Consider the following 16,026-nt stretch of genomic DNA (forward strand, 5'->3'; position numbering starts at 1 on the left):
GTGCCTTGACTCACAAATCTGATTCACCAACCTGACTCCCATCGTGTCCGAAAAACTTCTCTACGCACTTGCTCGCCCCCTCTTGTTTGCCATTGATCCGGAAGCAGCTCACAACCTGACCTTGCCCGCTCTGCGTCGCGCTGCAGCCTTGGGATTGACTTCATCGATTGCGAAACCTGCCCACGACCCACGTACGGTGATGGGCATTAACTTCCCGAATCCAGTCGGCCTCGCTGCCGGACTGGATAAAGATGGCGCATACATCGATGGCTTGGCGACACTAGGCTTTGGCTCGATCGAAGTTGGCACTGTGACGCCGCGTGCGCAACCCGGCAATCCTATGCCGCGCATGTTCCGCCTACCGCAAGCAAACGCCATCATCAATCGTATGGGTTTTAATAATGGAGGTGTCGATACTTTTGTCGCCAACGTGCAGGCCTCGCGCTTCTATCAAAACAAGGAAGGCATTCTTGGGCTGAACATCGGCAAGAATGCAGACACGCCAATTGAACGTGCAGTCGATGATTATCTGATTTGCCTGGGAAAAGTCTATCCATACGCCAGCTATGTGACCGTCAACATTTCATCACCGAACACCAAGAATCTGCGTCAGTTGCAAGGTGCATCCGAACTCGACGCCTTGTTGTCGCAGCTCAAGGAAGCGCAACAACGTCTTGCAGATCAGCACAAACGTTATGTGCCAATCGCGTTGAAGATTGCACCTGATATCGATACCGAACAAATCCAGACGATTGCGCAAGCATTGTTACGTCACAAGATGGATGGCGTCATCGCGACCAACACGACAATCAATCGTGACGCGGTAAAGAACATGAAACACGCAGAAGAAACTGGCGGCCTGTCTGGTTCACCAGTTTTTGAATCATCGAATATTGTGATCCGTGCGCTGAAAAAAGAATTGGGTGATAGTTTGCCTATCATCGGCGTCGGCGGAATTTTGTCAGGCGAAAATGCGCAAGCAAAGATAGCGGCAGGTGCATCGTTGGTTCAGCTCTACACCGGCTTGATTTATCGTGGGCCGGCTCTGATCAAGGAATGTGCTGCGGCATTGCGATCATCTTAAAGTGCCCTTGATGTGAGTGACATATTCGCATGTCATACAAAGCTCAAGTTAATCGATCCTACAATTGAAAAAGCCCGAACCATGATTCGGGCTTTTTAATTTCCGGTTGAATTTTTATTCGACTTCAACCGTCTCTTGCGCAGCTGCAGGAGGAGCTGTATCACCTTCGCTAAAGTCCAGCTTGATCAGATCGCTTTCATCCAAATCAACCGTAACCTTGCCACCAGTAACCAGACGACCGAACAGCAATTCATCTGCTAGCGCCTTGCGTATCATGTCTTGAATCAGACGTGACATTGGCCGTGCGCCCATGAGCGGATCGAAGCCCTTCTTCGCGAGGAAAGTACGAAGCTTGTCGGTGAAGATCGCTTCCACTTTTTTCTCGTGCAATTGTTCTTCCAATTGCATCAGGAACTTGTCGACCACGCGCAAGATGATTTCCTCATCCAGTGCACGGAAGCTGATGATTGCGTCGAGGCGATTACGGAACTCAGGCGTAAACATGCGCTTGATATCCGCCATCTCGTCGCCGGCTTCCTTCTTCTCGGTGAAACCGATTGTGCGTTTCTGCAGGCTTTCAGCACCAGCGTTCGTTGTCATGATGATGATCACGTTGCGGAAATCCGCCTTGCGACCATTGTTATCAGTCAACGTACCGTGATCCATCACCTGCAACAGGATATTGAAAATATCCGGATGCGCTTTTTCGATTTCATCAAGCAGCAGAACAGCATGCGGCTTCTTGGTAATCGCTTCGGTCAACAAACCACCCTGATCGAAACCGACATAACCTGGAGGCGCACCGATTAAACGACTGACCGCATGACGCTCCATGTATTCGGACATATCGAAACGAATCAGATCAATGCCCATAATGAAGGCCAACTGTTTTGCCGCTTCAGTTTTACCGACACCAGTAGGCCCCGAGAACAGGAATGAACCAATCGGTTTATCAGTTTTACCCAAACCAGCGCGCGCAACCTTGATCGCCGAACCCAATGCTTCGAGTGCAGGATCCTGGCCGAACACGACATTTTTCAAATCGCGGTCGATGGTCTGCAATTTCGAACGGTCATCCTGATTAACCGTTTGCGGTGGAATACGCGCGATCTTGGAAATGATGTCTTCGATCTCGGCTTTACCAATGGTTTTCTTTTGCTTTGATTTCGGCAAGATACGTTGCGCAGCACCGGCTTCATCGATCACGTCGATTGCCTTGTCAGGCAGATGCCTATCATTGATAAAGCGCGCAGCCAACTCTGCAGCCGACGTCAATGCCGATGCCGAATACTTCACGCCATGATGTTCTTCGAAACGCGATTTCAAACCACGCAGAATTTGAATGGTTTGTTCAACCGTAGGCTCGTTAACATCGATCTTTTGGAAGCGACGTGACAAAGCGTGATCTTTTTCGAAGACGCCGCGGAACTCAGTAAACGTAGTCGCACCGATGCACTTCAACTGGCCATTGGACAATGCAGGTTTGAGCAGATTCGACGCATCCAGCGTACCGCCCGATGCCGAACCGGCGCCGATGATGGTATGGATTTCATCGATGAAGAGAATCCCGTTTGGATTGTCTTTCAACTGTTTCAGTACTGCTTTCAAACGCTGCTCAAAGTCGCCGCGATATTTGGTGCCGGCCAACAACGCGCCCATGTCAAGCGAATATACAATCGCGTTTTGCAGTACTTCCGGCACTTCGCCTTGCGTAATGCGCCATGCGAGGCCTTCGGCGATCGCAGTTTTACCAACGCCGGCTTCACCAACCAGCAGCGGATTATTTTTACGGCGACGGCACAAGGTTTGAATCACACGCTCGACTTCGCCTTCGCGGCCGATCAGCGGATCAATTTTGCCTTCAGTAGCGAGCTTGTTCAGATTCTGTGTGAACTGATCAAGCGCACTTTCTTTTTGCTGACCTTCCGCCGCTGGTGCATCTTCCGCACCCTCAGAGCTTTTCTGGGCATCGATCTGTTGATCTTTACGCACGCCGTGGGAAATGAAATTCACTACGTCGAGACGCGTTACACCTTGTTGGTGCAAGTAATAAACAGCGTGCGAATCTTTTTCGCCAAAGATCGCAACCAGCACATTCGCGCCGGTCACTTCCTTCTTGCCGTTAGACGCAGATTGCACGTGCATAATCGCACGCTGAATAACACGTTGAAAACCGAGTGTAGGTTGAGTATCGACTTCTGCAGCGCCTGGAACTGTCGGCGTGTTATCGCCGATGAAGTTGGTCAGCGTCTTCCGCAGATCATCGATGTTCACTGCGCAAGCACGTAACACTTCAGCGGCTGATGGATTATCCAGCAGCGCCAAGAGCAAGTGCTCAACGGTGATGAATTCATGGCGCGCCTGTCTTGCTTCGACAAAGGCCATGTGCAAACTGACTTCCAATTCCTGCGCAATCATACTTCCTCCATCACGCACTGCAGGGGGTGCCCTGCTTTTCGGGCGTGGTTCAAAACCAGCTCAACTTTCGTAGACGCAATATCCTTCGGATACACGCCACACATACCTTTTCCGTCGCGGTGAACCATGAGCATGATTTGCGTTGCTGTCTCACGATCTTTACTAAAGTATTCCTGAAGAACCATCACCACGAATTCCATCGGGGTGTAATCGTCATTCAGCAATAACACCTGATACATAGACGGCGGCTTGAGTTTTTGCTCTTGCCGCATAAGGACCGTACCATCGTCATGCTTAATTGCCATAGGTCTATTCTAATACGTTCGACCGTGAGCACAATGCCCAGAAGAACAGAGAAACAAATTAAATTAAATCTTACGCGTTTTCTTCTGAAGACGCAGATGACGATCATTTGTAGGAATTCAAGAGGCCGTGTTTTACACCCCTAAAATAAACTTGCAAACCCGCCATCAAAATTCTTGACTTTTATATTTTTTACGTAAAGAATGAGTTTTATTGACATGCTTGACAACATTGGCTGTCAATATGAAGTGAGCAGGTTTTAGGAGGGGCAACGATAGTCGAGGCTTCTTTCTTTTGCGGCTCGTGTGATTAAGTCTATATAGAAAGACGCTTTTTATGGCAACAGGTACAGTCAAGTGGTTCAACGATTCTAAAGGCTTCGGCTTTATCACCCCAGACGACGGCGGTGAAGATTTGTTTGCACACTTTTCCGCAATCCAAATGAACGGCTTCAAGACTCTCAAAGAAGGTCAAAAAGTACAGTTCGAAGTCACGCAAGGCCCTAAAGGCAAGCAAGCTTCCAACATTCAAGCTCCTTAATTATTTAAGAAGCTTCAAGAAAAACCCCGCTTCGGCGGGGTTTTTTATTGTCTCGCACAAAATTAGGGCGTGTTAACCAACGTATTTTGATATCGCATCAGATGAAATCTCTTTACCATTCCACCTGATCTTCGCTTGCATCTTGTACCGGTGATCGATTCTTCAAAACCAAACCCGTCGACCATGCCTCTGATTCTGTTCAACAAACCCTTCCAGGTAATGTGCCAATTCTCGCCGCACCCTACCCGCCAATCTCTGGCTGATTATCTGGATATTCCAAACGTCTATCCTGCGGGAAGACTGGACGCCGATAGCGAAGGCTTATTGTTGCTGACGGATGATGGCAAATTGCAGCATACGATCAGTCATCCTGATCACAAGCAAAAGAAAACTTATCTGGCCCAAGTTGAAGGAATACCAGATGCTGATGTATTAGCGCGTTTGCGGGTGCCACTTGATCTTGGGGATTTCATTACGCAAGGTTGCGAAGTTAAACGCGTACAAGAACCGGAATGGCTTTGGCCGCGTAATCCACCCATCCGCGAACGCGCTCTAGTGCCAACTAGCTGGCTTGCCATTACGCTGGCAGAAGGAAAAAACCGACAGGTGCGTCGCATGACCGGCGCTGTCGGCCTACCTACACTGCGCCTGATCCGTATTGCGATTGGCGCAATTTCTTTGCAGTCACATCCGCTTTTGCCGGGTGAATCGCGCGAAATTTCTGCCGCTGAGTTAGGTCTTTAAACAACATTCAAGTCGTTCAAAGATTTTCAGAGCCTCACTTTTTGATCCTAGCAAACGCGTCTTCTATATTTTCAATTACACTCGTGCAGATTCAATCCAACTTTTGCTCAAACATCGCCTCATGAATAAATTGTTTACTACTTGCGCAGCAGCTTTAGTCGTTACGTCGACACTCACAGCGGGCGCGGCATTGGCTCAGCAAAACAAGAAGTTTCCGGTCATTCCACTGACTACAGGTATGCATGTCATACAGGCAGAAGTGGTTGCGACCGAAGCCGAGCGCCAGAAGGGATTGATGTTCCGCGAACATATGGCGCAAAACGAAGGCATGGTTTTTCTGTTCGGCGCGCCGGCCAGTGTTTGCATGTGGATGAAAAACACTTTGATTCCGCTTTCCGTCGCATTTATTGATGATGACGGCAAGATCGTGAATATCGAAAATATGAAACCGCAAAGCCTGGAATCACACTGCTCGAAAAAACAGGTACGTTATGCGCTGGAAATGAACGAAGGCTGGTTCAAGCAAAAGAACATCAAACCGGGCAGCACCATTGATGGCTTGCCAAAAAGCAGATAGGAAGCTGGAAGATAATTTGCAGAAAAACGCTGAACACTTGCAAAAGCTCAGCACTAATAAAAAACCCCCGCATGATGAAAATCATGCGGGGGTTTTTTATTACTTGGTCGCCGCATTTCTGCAGCGACAAGGAATTTATTAAGCCAGCGCTTTCAAAGCTGCTGCGAGGCGGCTTTTATGACGTGCTGCTTTGTTTTTGTGAATGATCTTTTTGTCGGCGATACGATCGATCGTCGAAACAGATTTCAAGAAAACTTCAGCTGCTGCTGTTTTGTCGCCAGCTTCGATTGCTTTGCGAACTGCTTTAACTGCTGTACGCAATGTCGAACGTTGGCTCGAATTATGAGCGTTTTGTTTGACTGCTTGACGAGCGCGTTTGCGTGCTTGTGCTGTATTTGCCATGAATATTATTTCCTAAAACAGGGTCGAAGCGCATTCGCAAACACGCATTAGTGAGACAGAATTCTGTGAAGCCTCGGATTATAGCGGCATTTTGCCAATCACGCAAATAGATGCTATTCAGGCGACAAGCTTGTTGCAAAACGCGCCCTTGCTCGAGTGCCGACATCTAATAGTAATGAACCTTCATTGCCAAATAAATAATAATTTACTAACTAAGACCAGCGTATCGTTTTGTAAGGTTGCGTTGCCGCAAGTTCATTAAAGCTCGCAATAATCCCGCCACCCAAAACCTGCGAATCGTCGCCAAGCTGATCTGCCACCAGCTATAATCCCGCTCCATGAACTTGCACAAAACGCTCGCGGCAGTATCCGGCATGACGATGGTTTCTCGTGTGACAGGATTGATCCGCGAGATCCTGTTTGCCCGTGCATTTGGCGCATCCGCCTATACCGATGCGTTCAATATTGCCTTCCGCATCCCCAATCTATTACGCCGCTTGTTTGCAGAAGGCGCGTTTTCGCAGGCATTCGTGCCGATTTTGGCCGAGTACAAAAGCCAAAAAGGCGAAGAAGCCACCAAAACGCTAGTTGATCACGTCGCCACTGTATTGATGTGGACAATGCTGCTCACTTGCCTGATTGGCATCGTCGCCACGCCCTTCATCGTCTACCTGATTGCCACCGGCCTCAAATCGAACGACACCGTGTTTGACGCATCGGTCTGGATGACGCGCGTGATGTTTCCGTATATCGGCTTCATGTCCTTCGTCGCGCTCAGTGGCGGCATTCTGAATACTTGGCGTGAATTCAAGATTCCGGCCTTCACGCCGGCTCTGTTGAATTTATCCTTCATCGTCGCCACACTGTTTCTCGCGCCCTATCTCGACACGCCGATCTATGCGATGGCGATCGCCGTTGTAGTCGGCGGTATTTTGCAAATGGCAATCCAGATCCCGGCTTTGCTGAAAATCGGCATGTTGCCGCGCATTTCAAAGAATCCGTTTGCCAGCCTCGGCGATGCGGGCGTACGCAAGATCCTGAGCAAAATGGGGCCCGCCGTATTCGCCGTCTCGGCTGCGCAAATCAGTTTGATGATCAATACAAACATTGCATCGCGGCTGCAAAGCGGCAGCGTCTCATGGCTGTCTTACGCTGATCGCTTGATGGAATTCCCAACCGCACTGCTCGGCGTCGCGCTAGGGACGATTCTGTTGCCAAGTTTGTCCAAAGCTAATTTCGAAGGCAACAAAGCCGAATACTCGTCGCTGCTGGATTGGGGCTTGCGTCTGACCTTCTTGCTCGCCCTGCCCTGCGCAGTCGGCTTGGCAACGATCTCCGAACCTTTGACCGCCACGCTATTCCATTACGGAAAATTCGACGCGCAATCAGTTGCGATGACATCAAAAGCCTTGGTCGCATACGGCGTCGGCTTGATCGGCCTGATATTGGTGAAAATTCTTGCTCCAGGATTTTATGCGCAACAAAACATCAAAACCCCGGTCAAAATTGCGATCGGTGTATTGATTGCAACACAATTGATGAACCTGATTTTTGTACCGTGGATTGCACATGCAGGCTTGGCATTGTCGATCGGTTTGGGCGCATGCCTGAATGCAGGCTTCCTGTATTGGGGATTGAAAAGCCGCGGCATTTATATCGCTTTACCGGGCTGGCGCATGTTCTTTATCCGCCTGGCCGGCGCGCTCTTTTTGATGGGTGGCGTTGCCTTATGGACGGCAGGACATTTCGACTGGGTTGAAATGCGCGCCTTCCCGCTACGCCGCGTCAGCGCCTTGCTGATTGTGATGGCAGCTTGCGGCATAAGTTATTTTGGGGCATTGTTGGCCATGGGATTTCGCTTCCGCGATTTCAAACGGATAACACACTGATCGAACACCTTGACCGTGCGCGCTGCACGTTTGCCGCATCCTCGTTATGATGGAGGCATATGACGATCAATACTCTCGAATACTTTTCCACGTTGGTGCAGCAGGACGACAGCATTCCCTTGTTTGAAGCTGCGTTGGCAATTGCGCAGGATGCCGAACCTGATCTCGATCTAGCCGCGCTGGAAGAAGAAGTCGATACGCTTGCCGCCAAGCTCAAGCAGCGTTTGCCGGACGATGCGTCGCATCTGCAAAAACTGCGCATGCTGAATCATTATTTTTACAATGAACTCGGCTTCAGCGGCAATGTCAACGATTACTACAACCCCGATAACAGCTACTTGCATCGTGTGCTCAGCACCCGACGCGGGATTCCGATTTCGCTTGCGATTTTGTATATGGAACTGGCGCAGCAGATCGATCTGGAAGTTCAGGGCATTTCATTTCCTGGTCATTTCCTGATGAAACTTTCAGTCCAATCGGGGCAGGTTGTACTTGATCCATTCAATGGTTCAAGCCTGTCGCGTGAAGAGCTGGAAGAACGCGTTGAGCCTTATATCCTTGAGCAGGATTTCCCGGATGATTTTCAGTTCAACGCCTATCTCGACGCGGCCAGCCCGCGCGACATATTGGTACGCATGCTGCGCAATCTGAAATTATTATTCACGCAACAGGAACGCTGGCAGCGTTTGCTGGAAGTTCAGGAAAGATTATTGATCTTGCTGCCGCGTGAAATTAGCGAGCGGCGCGATCGTGGTCTGGCGTATGCCAATCTGGAATGTCCGCAAGCTGCGGTGCAGGATATTGAAGCGTATCTGGAGCAAAGACCGTACGCGATGGATGCAGCGGAACTACGCGCCAGATTGCCTGACTTGCGGAATGCAATCGGTCGCTTGAATTAAAAATGCCGCTCCTGCGTTAGCGGGAGCGGCAATATGATTTTCTTCTTCCTGTATTACGCCTTCGCGCGCGCTTCGATGGTTTCCCATTTCTCCAGCGCGTCCAGCAACAAGCCATCGATTTCTGCAAAACGCTGGTTCAAGCGTTTTGCCTCATCTGCCTGCTTGGTATAGATGCTGGCATCAGCCAATTTTTCCGTAATCGCTTTTTGTTCCGCTTCCAACTGAGCAATCAAAGTAGGCAACGCATCGATCTCGCGCTGCTCTTTATAGCTCAGCTTTTTCTGCTTTGCAGCCGGTGCGGCTTGCGACGATACGGCTTCAGTTTTAGCATCAACTTTGCCATTACCTTTAGGCGAACCAGCTGGAATTGCAGCAGGACGCACACGCTCCCAATCGGTATAGCCGCCGATATATTCGCGCCACAAGCCATTGCCTTCAGCAACGATCACTTGTGTGACGACGTTGTCGAGGAAGGTACGATCATGGCTGACCAGGAACACGGTGCCTTCGTAATCTTCCAGCAATTCTTCCAGCAACTCCAGCGTGTCGATATCCAGATCATTGGTCGGCTCATCGAGCACCAAGACGTTGGCTGGTTTGGCAAACAAACGCGCCAGCAGCAAACGATTACGTTCTCCACCTGACAATGACTTAACCGGTGAACGTGCACGCTCCGGAGCAAACAAGAAGTCGTTCAAATACGTCATCACGTGCTTGCGTTGACCGTTGATTTCGACCCAGTCACTACCCGGCGCAATGGTATCGGCCAGACTGGCGTTTTCATCGAGCTGCGCGCGCATCTGATCGAAGTACGCGATCTGCAATTTGGTACCTTGCTTGACGGTGCCCGAATCCGGCTCTTCCTGGCCCAGGATCATTTTCAGCAGCGTGGTTTTACCCGCGCCGTTCAAACCGATCAGACCAACTTTATCGCCACGCAAAATCGTTGCGGTGAAATCCTTGACGATCACTTTATCGCCGTAATCTTTGTTGATATTTTCCAGCTCGGCCACGATCTTGCCGGAGCGATCGCCAGACGACACATTCAGGTTGACCTGACCTTGTTGATCACGACGTGCACTGCGCGACAACCGCAATGCTTCCAAACGGCGCACACGACCTTCGTCACGCGTACGACGCGCTTGCACGCCTTTGCGTATCCAGACCTCTTCCTGCGCGAGAAATTTATCAAACTTGGCGTTCTCGACTTCTTCGATTTCCAGTTGCTCAGCCTTGCGTACTTGATACGCGCTGAAGTTACCCGGGAATGACAGTAAGCGACCGCGATCGAGTTCGATGATGCGCGTTGCGACGTTATCCAGGAAGCTACGGTCATGGGTAATGAACAGCACGCTACCTTTGTAATCGCGCAGCAAGCCTTCGAGCCAGAGAATCGAAGTGAAATCCAAATGATTGGTCGGTTCATCGAGCAGCAACACATCAGGCGCACTCACCAGCGCGCGTGCCAGCGCAACGCGCTTCTGCATACCGCCGGACAAAGTGCCCATCAACGAATCCTTGACCAGATTCAAACGATCCAGCGTCGCCTCAACCTTGTGATTCAAATTCCACGCATCGGCCGCATCCAGCTTGACCTGAATGTCGTGCATACGCTCCATCAAGGCTTCGTCGTCATCGCCACCAAATTGACCGGTCAGCGCATCGTATTCAGTCAACAGCGCTTGCATATCGCCCATGCCTGAGGCAACGGCATCATAGACGGACATCTCCTGCGAAAAATGCGGCTCCTGCTCCACGTACGCGATCTTGATGCCTTGCTGCATGACAAACAGGCCATCATCCAGCTTCGACGTGCCTGCGATAATTTTCAGCAAAGACGATTTGCCGGTACCGTTACGGCCGATCAAACCCACGCGCTCGGTGGTTTCCAGAGAGAATTCCGCTTTATCGAGCAACGGGACGTGGCCGAACGCGAGCTGCGCGTTCGAGAGGGAGATGACTGCCATAAATGCCTGAGGATGTGAGGTCTGCGTGCGATTGCAGGCGACCAATTAAAAAGAGTAAATCGAGAATGAAGTCAGCATTGTACCGATAGCGGCGCCTATCTCGCTATTCTTTGCACTTTCGTCAGCTATAATCGCGGGCGGAAGTGAGCAACATGCATCACTTCCGCGCGTCTCGCCGTAGTTCAAGGGGACATGTCTAATACAGATAAGGCTCTCAAGCCGACTCGTATCACTTGCGTATCAAATTTTGATGCTAGCTATCAACAATTTCCACATCTCCCATTTCTATCTCGACGCCCTCGAAACACCCCGAATAACCTTAATTCAGGTTGGAGAAAAATGAATTAACCGCTCATATGGTTCTCTCAGCCATTCGCCAACCATCTAAAAGAAGGCAATGAAGGGAATTACAACGCCAGTTGCAGAAAAACAGCAGTTAAACTCAAAAAATAAGATTACACTCGATGATTATTAGTTTTAAACGCGGAAAAACTGCATGTTAATCGAAATATCCGTAAGCAATTTTCGTTCTTTTAAGGACAAGCAGACGTTTTCCATGGTTGCCGCACCGCGCCTGCAAAAAAAAGAAAATCATTTCCCAGCTGGTGCGCTTGGCGAAAAATTGCCAAACCTGTTGAAAGTAGTAGCTATATACGGACCAAATGCTTCCGGCAAATCAAATCTTTTATTAGCATTAGACGCTTTTCGCGTGTTCGCGCACCAGAGGCCGTCTTCTACGCCAACTATTTTGCCAGTGCAACCTTTCCGATTTGACACGGCATTACAGGATAAGCCGAGTCGATTTGAGATTCATTTCATACAAGATCACATAAGATATCAATTTGAGTTTGCAGCAACTCAATCCAGAATCCATGAAGAAAGACTGATTTGCTATCCTCGAGGCAAGGAAACTTTGCTATATAGCCGAACTTGGAATGGCAAACACGACATTTATGATTTTGGATTGCTCGAAGGTACGAAAGAACTCCATGCAACTTGGGCAAACCTAACTAGCTCACAAGTTTTGTTTATTACACAAGCTGTGGCAAACAGCAGCGATGATCTTCTTCAACTTCGTTCTCCACTGAAGTGGCTGCAGGCCGGATTTACTGTGGTTTCAAGTGAAATGAGGCCTTGGGCCAACGCTTCGCAGCAAGTTGCAAAGAGAGCGCCTGAACTTATGAATCGACTGGCGACTTTCCTCCAGAAGGTGGATGTTCCCGTACTCGGCATTCGTTTTGACAAAAAATCACCTGATGGCGGGATGTTAGATTCGAACGATGATGCGCCAACGACGACAACGTTAACGCACAATTCCTCGTTGGGAGCAGCTGATTTTGATTTTGACGAAGAATCGAGCGGCACGAAAAATCTCATCGGTTTTTGGCTTCCGTGGATGCTTGTCCAGGACAACCATGCAAAAGAATATCGAGTATTGGCAGTTGACGAATTGGATAGCAGCTTACATCCCAAGATTGTTGCAAGTTTAGTTTCGCAGCACATCAAGTCAGGGAATAGCACGCAATTAATTTTTACAACGCATGATACGCATTTGATGGACACCAAACTGATGCGAAGAGATCAGTTTTGGCTAACTGAACGCAACTCTGAAGGTGCTACACAGCTGCGTTCAATACATGATTTTGTCGGCAGAGATAATGAGGACATTGAAAAGCGATACTATGAAGGTAGGTACCGCTCCCTTCCGCTTTTAGGAGAGTCTTGATGGCGCGCAATGCAGACTCCTTTAAAAGGATAGGACAAAAATTTAAGCCGCAGCCTAAAGTCCTCCTGATCTGTGAAGATTTGAAATCAGGTAAACAATACTTTGAAGAAGCACGTGCTCATTTTAGAGTTGATGTGGAGGTTGAAGTTCTGCACTGTGGCCGAACTGATCCAAAAGGGATTGTAGAAGCCGCTTTAAAACGGTCCAAGGCTTATGAACAGATTTTCTGCATTATTGATCGTGACAGCCACCAAAATTTCGATGAAGCGTTGGTATTATCTGAGTCTAAAGAGAACGTCAATGTAATCGCCTCATATCCTTGCTTCGAATATTGGCTATTGATCCACTTCGGACACATTTGCAAACCATATTCCTCTGTAGGTAATCATAGCGCGGCGGATCGTTTGATTGCCGATCTTCGAAAGCATCCCGGAATGGCGGAGTACGCCAAGGGCAATATAAGAAATTTGTTTTCATCATTTCTCGGCGAGCCGTTTAATCAAGCGCGTAAAACTTCTCCAATAATTCTGAAGGCAGCTATCGAAAATGGCGAAATGAATCCGAGTACGGGCATTCATGAAGTGTTCGATGCATTTGAAGCCTTAGCCCAACCTATTCAGGTTCAAGATAAGAAGTGAACTTCACTTGAACTGAACTGAAAATTCGTATCCAGCATTCTTATCGCCATTTCACACCATGCAGGATTACTCACTGCAACAACCGTAATATTGCAGCAGCACTCCTAAATAATTAAGCACTTGGTGCGGCGGAGCGGCTTCATTTGCTCTTGGGCGATACCGAGCAATATCTCTCCCTTCTTGCTATTCGATTCACGATACTCTTCGACTAGTGCTCCCCTTAAGGTTACGGGGTAGAACCGATTGCGATAACGCTATGGAATAACAAAGATTAGCTCTGTTACAATCTTGCTGTCCCAAATCTGGACTCTTTTCTGTATCACTCGCCGTATCACTTCGTATCACTGAAGGGGAAAAGTTGGGTGAAATCAGATGAGTCAGAGATGAGTCAGAATGAGTCCCACAGAGTAGAGAATGCGGTAGAAAAAATTATTCTACCCATTGCCTCGCCGTAGTTCAATGGATAGAACGAGTGCCTCCTAAGCGCTAGATACAGGTCCGATTCCTGTCGGCGGGACCAATTTTTCCTATCCTGATCAAACTGGTAATGGAGTTTGCACATTGCCATCACATAAATGCCTCCCATAATAAAAAAGCCCACGTCAGTTAAGACGCAGGCTTTGCGAAGATTTACCCAAACCTATAGTGGAGAGTGGCAAATCTGGGGTCATCATAAAAAGGTTTTATTACCTCTTTGTGACAGCCATCCAAAAGTTCTTAACAAAAAACATTCGCGATGGCCGTTTGTTGAAGACGTATTTCTATTTTGATGAAAGCCGACGCTGCCCTGCAAGTTGCGTTACCACTTGCACCAAACGATCAATTTCCTCGAAGGTGTTGTAGAACGCGAGTGAAGGACGCACGGTTGTCTCTACGCCAAAGCGGCGCAAAATCGGTTGTGCGCAGTGATGGCCGGTACGTACTGCGATACCTTCTTCATTGAGCGCCTTGCCCACTTCTTCCGTCGTATATCCCTGCAAGACAAAAGACATGACGCTGGCTTTGTCTGCGGCTGTACCGATCAAACGCACACCAGTAATCGCAGCTAGCTTTTGCATTCCGTAGACCAGCAGCTCATGCTCGTAGCGGGCGATGTTTTCGATACCGACTTTGGTGACGTAATCGATTGCTGCGCCCAAACCAACTGCATCGGCGATGTTACCGGTGCCGGCTTCGAACTTGTTCGGAATCGGCTGGAACACTGTCTTCTCAAAAGTGACGTCGGCGATCATGTTGCCGCCGCCTTGCCATGGTGGCATGTCTTCCAGCACTTCGCGTTTGCCCCAGACCACGCCGATACCGGTTGGGCCGAATACTTTGTGACCTGAGAAAACGAAGAAGTCGGCACCGATGTCTTGCACGTCGATCCGCATGTGCGAAATCGATTGCGCACCATCGACCAAAGCCTTGGCCCCAGCACGCTGTGCCAGTGCAACGATTTCTTTCACCGGGACGACCGTACCCAATGCGTTCGACACTTGCGTGACGGCGACGATTTTAGTGCGGTCGTTGAGCAGTTTCTTGTATTCATCGAGCAAAACCTGTCCCGAATCGTCCACTGGAATCACGCGCAGCTTGGCACCTTTGGCTGCGGCGAGTTGCTGCCACGGCACGATGTTGGCGTGGTGTTCAAGATTGGAAACGATAATCTCGTCGCCCTCACCCACATGCTGTCCGCCCCAACTTTTGGCAACCAGATTGATCGCCTCAGTGGTGCCGCGTACGAAGATAACTTCGTTCACGTCAGGTGCGTTGATGAAGTTCTTCACACGTAGCCGTGCACCTTCATACGCATCGGTGGCGCGTGCTGCAAGTTCATGTGCGGCGCGATGGATATTGGAATTTTCGTGTGCGTAAAAATACGCAATGCGGTCGATCACCGATTGCGGTTTGTGCGTGGTGGCGGCATTGTCGAACCAAACCAGTTGCTTGCCATTGACGCGCTCTTGCAATACCGGAAAATCGCGACGCACTGCATGCACATCGAATGCAGGATGACGACTTTGATCTGCATTTGAAATCGGCGTGCTTTGCACATGACCAGCATGACCATGCGGGTGCGGTTTGGCTGGTGTGACATAACCGCTAGGCAGCACCACTGAATCGACAAAGTAATACTGCGGTGCTGTCGATGGTTTAGCCGGACCTTGCGCACTCGCCTTGCTCGCATTCGACGAACTTGGCGAGAGCAAATTCTGCACATCATTACCAGCCGGATTTGCAAAAGGCTGATCCGCCAATTGATCAAGAATATTGCCTACCGCTGGCGTATTCCCCGCGCGTCCGGGTAGCGATGGCTGCCCGTGTTGCAGAAAATAATACGGCGAGCTTGCACCAGCATTCGATGGCAAGTCGACAGGCGCAGAGGAAGCTGGCTGCGCAAACTGACTTGAACCAGCTTGCTGACCACCCGCTGCTTGCGCCTGCGGCACACCAAGAACTGCACCACCCAGACGCGGCTCATAAGCCGGCAAGGTACTGATCAAGGTATCGGGTACGCCGTTAGGCGCAGTCGCGTGCGGCAATAATGCGGGCGCACGGTTTGCCAATGAGGGCAATTGCGTAGGCGAAGCCGGCAACAGATTCGTGCCGGGTATCTGTCCTTGCGGGATAGGCGTGCCGGGTATCGATGGGCCAAATCCAGCAGGACTGGCCAAGGGCGAACCCGGCGGCGCGATATTCACCGGCGCTTGTACACCTGGCAATACGCCACTGCTTTGATTCGGCAGCGCCGAAAAAAATGCAGTCGCCATGCGTGCAAGCAAAGCCGGATCGATAGGCGCCTCGCCCGCTTGAGGAATACTCACGGGATTGGATGGTAAGTTACTCATAGTCGCGC

General features: G+C 49.7%; 13 protein-coding genes and 1 tRNA gene. 9 read left to right on the forward strand and 5 right to left on the reverse strand.

What is annotated here, in order from left to right:
* The first annotated feature begins 43 nt into the window (after positions 1-43).
* Positions 44-1,084 (forward strand): quinone-dependent dihydroorotate dehydrogenase, encoded by a 1,041-nt coding sequence (locus Q7T66_RS04990; protein ID WP_304932208.1) that lies wholly within the window; start codon positions 44-46, stop codon positions 1,082-1,084.
* 114 nt (positions 1,085-1,198) lie between these two features.
* Here Q7T66_RS04990 and clpA read toward each other — a convergent pair whose 3' ends face one another.
* The gene (clpA, locus tag Q7T66_RS04995; RefSeq protein WP_304932209.1) at positions 1,199-3,502 is read right to left on the reverse strand and encodes an ATP-dependent Clp protease ATP-binding subunit ClpA; all 2,304 of its coding nucleotides are present in this window, start codon (positions 3,500-3,502) and stop codon (positions 1,199-1,201) included.
* On the reverse strand, positions 3,499-3,807 hold the full coding sequence (clpS, locus tag Q7T66_RS05000) for an ATP-dependent Clp protease adapter ClpS (RefSeq protein ID WP_304932210.1): 309 nt from the start codon (positions 3,805-3,807) through the stop codon (positions 3,499-3,501). The genes clpA and clpS overlap by 4 nt, the downstream gene beginning before the upstream one ends.
* Before the next feature lie 334 nt (positions 3,808-4,141).
* Here clpS and Q7T66_RS05005 point away from each other — a divergent pair, with 334 nt between their 5' ends.
* The 3 genes from Q7T66_RS05005 to Q7T66_RS05015 all read left to right on the forward strand — a co-directional run bounded on the left by Q7T66_RS05005 (position 4,142) and on the right by Q7T66_RS05015 (position 5,666).
* Positions 4,142-4,345 carry a cold-shock protein gene (locus Q7T66_RS05005; protein ID WP_009665919.1) on the forward strand — a complete coding sequence of 68 codons (204 nt, stop codon included), beginning with the start codon at positions 4,142-4,144 and terminating at the stop codon, positions 4,343-4,345.
* A 183-nt stretch (positions 4,346-4,528) separates the two neighbouring features.
* Positions 4,529-5,089, forward strand: a complete 561-nt coding sequence (locus tag Q7T66_RS05010; RefSeq protein WP_304932211.1) for a pseudouridine synthase — start codon at positions 4,529-4,531, stop codon at positions 5,087-5,089.
* A 121-nt stretch (positions 5,090-5,210) separates the two neighbouring features.
* Positions 5,211-5,666: a DUF192 domain-containing protein gene (locus Q7T66_RS05015; protein ID WP_304932212.1), complete on the forward strand. Its 456-nt coding sequence runs from the start codon at positions 5,211-5,213 to the stop codon at positions 5,664-5,666.
* A gap of 138 nt (positions 5,667-5,804) precedes the next feature.
* On the opposite strand, the gene rpsT is transcribed toward Q7T66_RS05015, so the two are convergent.
* Entirely contained in the window at positions 5,805-6,068 is a 264-nt protein-coding gene (rpsT, locus tag Q7T66_RS05020; RefSeq protein ID WP_112991257.1) for a 30S ribosomal protein S20, read from the reverse strand.
* A 338-nt stretch (positions 6,069-6,406) separates the two neighbouring features.
* On the opposite strand from rpsT, the gene murJ reads away from it, so the two are divergent.
* Complete coding sequence (gene murJ / locus Q7T66_RS05025; protein ID WP_304932213.1) at positions 6,407-7,957, forward strand: murein biosynthesis integral membrane protein MurJ; 1,551 nt, start codon at positions 6,407-6,409, stop codon at positions 7,955-7,957.
* Between the two features lie 59 nt (positions 7,958-8,016).
* Positions 8,017-8,856, forward strand: coding sequence for a SirB1 family protein (locus Q7T66_RS05030; RefSeq protein ID WP_304932214.1), 840 nt, complete (start codon positions 8,017-8,019; stop codon positions 8,854-8,856).
* Positions 8,857-8,909: 53 nt separating this feature from the next.
* On the opposite strand, the gene Q7T66_RS05035 is transcribed toward Q7T66_RS05030, so the two are convergent.
* The gene (locus Q7T66_RS05035) at positions 8,910-10,823 is read right to left on the reverse strand and encodes an ATP-binding cassette domain-containing protein (RefSeq protein ID WP_304932215.1); all 1,914 of its coding nucleotides are present in this window, start codon (positions 10,821-10,823) and stop codon (positions 8,910-8,912) included.
* A gap of 496 nt (positions 10,824-11,319) precedes the next feature.
* Here Q7T66_RS05035 and Q7T66_RS05040 point away from each other — a divergent pair, with 496 nt between their 5' ends.
* The 3 genes from Q7T66_RS05040 to Q7T66_RS05050 all read left to right on the forward strand — a co-directional run bounded on the left by Q7T66_RS05040 (position 11,320) and on the right by Q7T66_RS05050 (position 13,707).
* Complete coding sequence (locus tag Q7T66_RS05040; protein ID WP_304932216.1) at positions 11,320-12,549, forward strand: ATP/GTP-binding protein; 1,230 nt, start codon at positions 11,320-11,322, stop codon at positions 12,547-12,549.
* Positions 12,549-13,187 (forward strand): RloB family protein, encoded by a 639-nt coding sequence (locus tag Q7T66_RS05045; RefSeq protein WP_304932217.1) that lies wholly within the window; start codon positions 12,549-12,551, stop codon positions 13,185-13,187. Before Q7T66_RS05040 ends, Q7T66_RS05045 begins: the two co-directional genes overlap by 1 nt.
* A 445-nt stretch (positions 13,188-13,632) precedes the next feature.
* Positions 13,633-13,707: transfer RNA gene (locus tag Q7T66_RS05050), tRNA-Arg, on the forward strand.
* A gap of 241 nt (positions 13,708-13,948) precedes the next feature.
* Here Q7T66_RS05050 and Q7T66_RS05055 read toward each other — a convergent pair.
* Positions 13,949-16,018: a family 2A encapsulin nanocompartment cargo protein cysteine desulfurase gene (locus tag Q7T66_RS05055; protein WP_304932218.1), complete on the reverse strand. Its 2,070-nt coding sequence runs from the start codon at positions 16,016-16,018 to the stop codon at positions 13,949-13,951.
* Positions 16,019-16,026: the final 8 nt, after the last annotated feature.

The organism is Herminiimonas sp., assembly GCF_030655415.1.

Coding starts and splice junctions, on each gene's coding strand:
- rpsT (WP_112991257.1), bottom strand. CDS start 6,068: ATGGCAAATACAGCACAAGCACGCAAACGCGCTCGTCAAGCAGTCAAA.
- Q7T66_RS05035 (WP_304932215.1), bottom strand. CDS start 10,823: ATGGCAGTCATCTCCCTCTCGAACGCGCAGCTCGCGTTCGGCCACGTC.
- Q7T66_RS05010 (WP_304932211.1), top strand. CDS start 4,529: ATGCCTCTGATTCTGTTCAACAAACCCTTCCAGGTAATGTGCCAATTC.
- clpS (WP_304932210.1), bottom strand. CDS start 3,807: ATGGCAATTAAGCATGACGATGGTACGGTCCTTATGCGGCAAGAGCAA.
- Q7T66_RS05015 (WP_304932212.1), top strand. CDS start 5,211: ATGAATAAATTGTTTACTACTTGCGCAGCAGCTTTAGTCGTTACGTCG.
- Q7T66_RS05055 (WP_304932218.1), bottom strand. CDS start 16,018: ATGAGTAACTTACCATCCAATCCCGTGAGTATTCCTCAAGCGGGCGAG.
- Q7T66_RS05005 (WP_009665919.1), top strand. CDS start 4,142: ATGGCAACAGGTACAGTCAAGTGGTTCAACGATTCTAAAGGCTTCGGC.
- Q7T66_RS05030 (WP_304932214.1), top strand. CDS start 8,017: ATGACGATCAATACTCTCGAATACTTTTCCACGTTGGTGCAGCAGGAC.
- Q7T66_RS05040 (WP_304932216.1), top strand. CDS start 11,320: ATGTTAATCGAAATATCCGTAAGCAATTTTCGTTCTTTTAAGGACAAG.
- Q7T66_RS05045 (WP_304932217.1), top strand. CDS start 12,549: ATGGCGCGCAATGCAGACTCCTTTAAAAGGATAGGACAAAAATTTAAG.
- clpA (WP_304932209.1), bottom strand. CDS start 3,502: ATGATTGCGCAGGAATTGGAAGTCAGTTTGCACATGGCCTTTGTCGAA.
- murJ (WP_304932213.1), top strand. CDS start 6,407: ATGAACTTGCACAAAACGCTCGCGGCAGTATCCGGCATGACGATGGTT.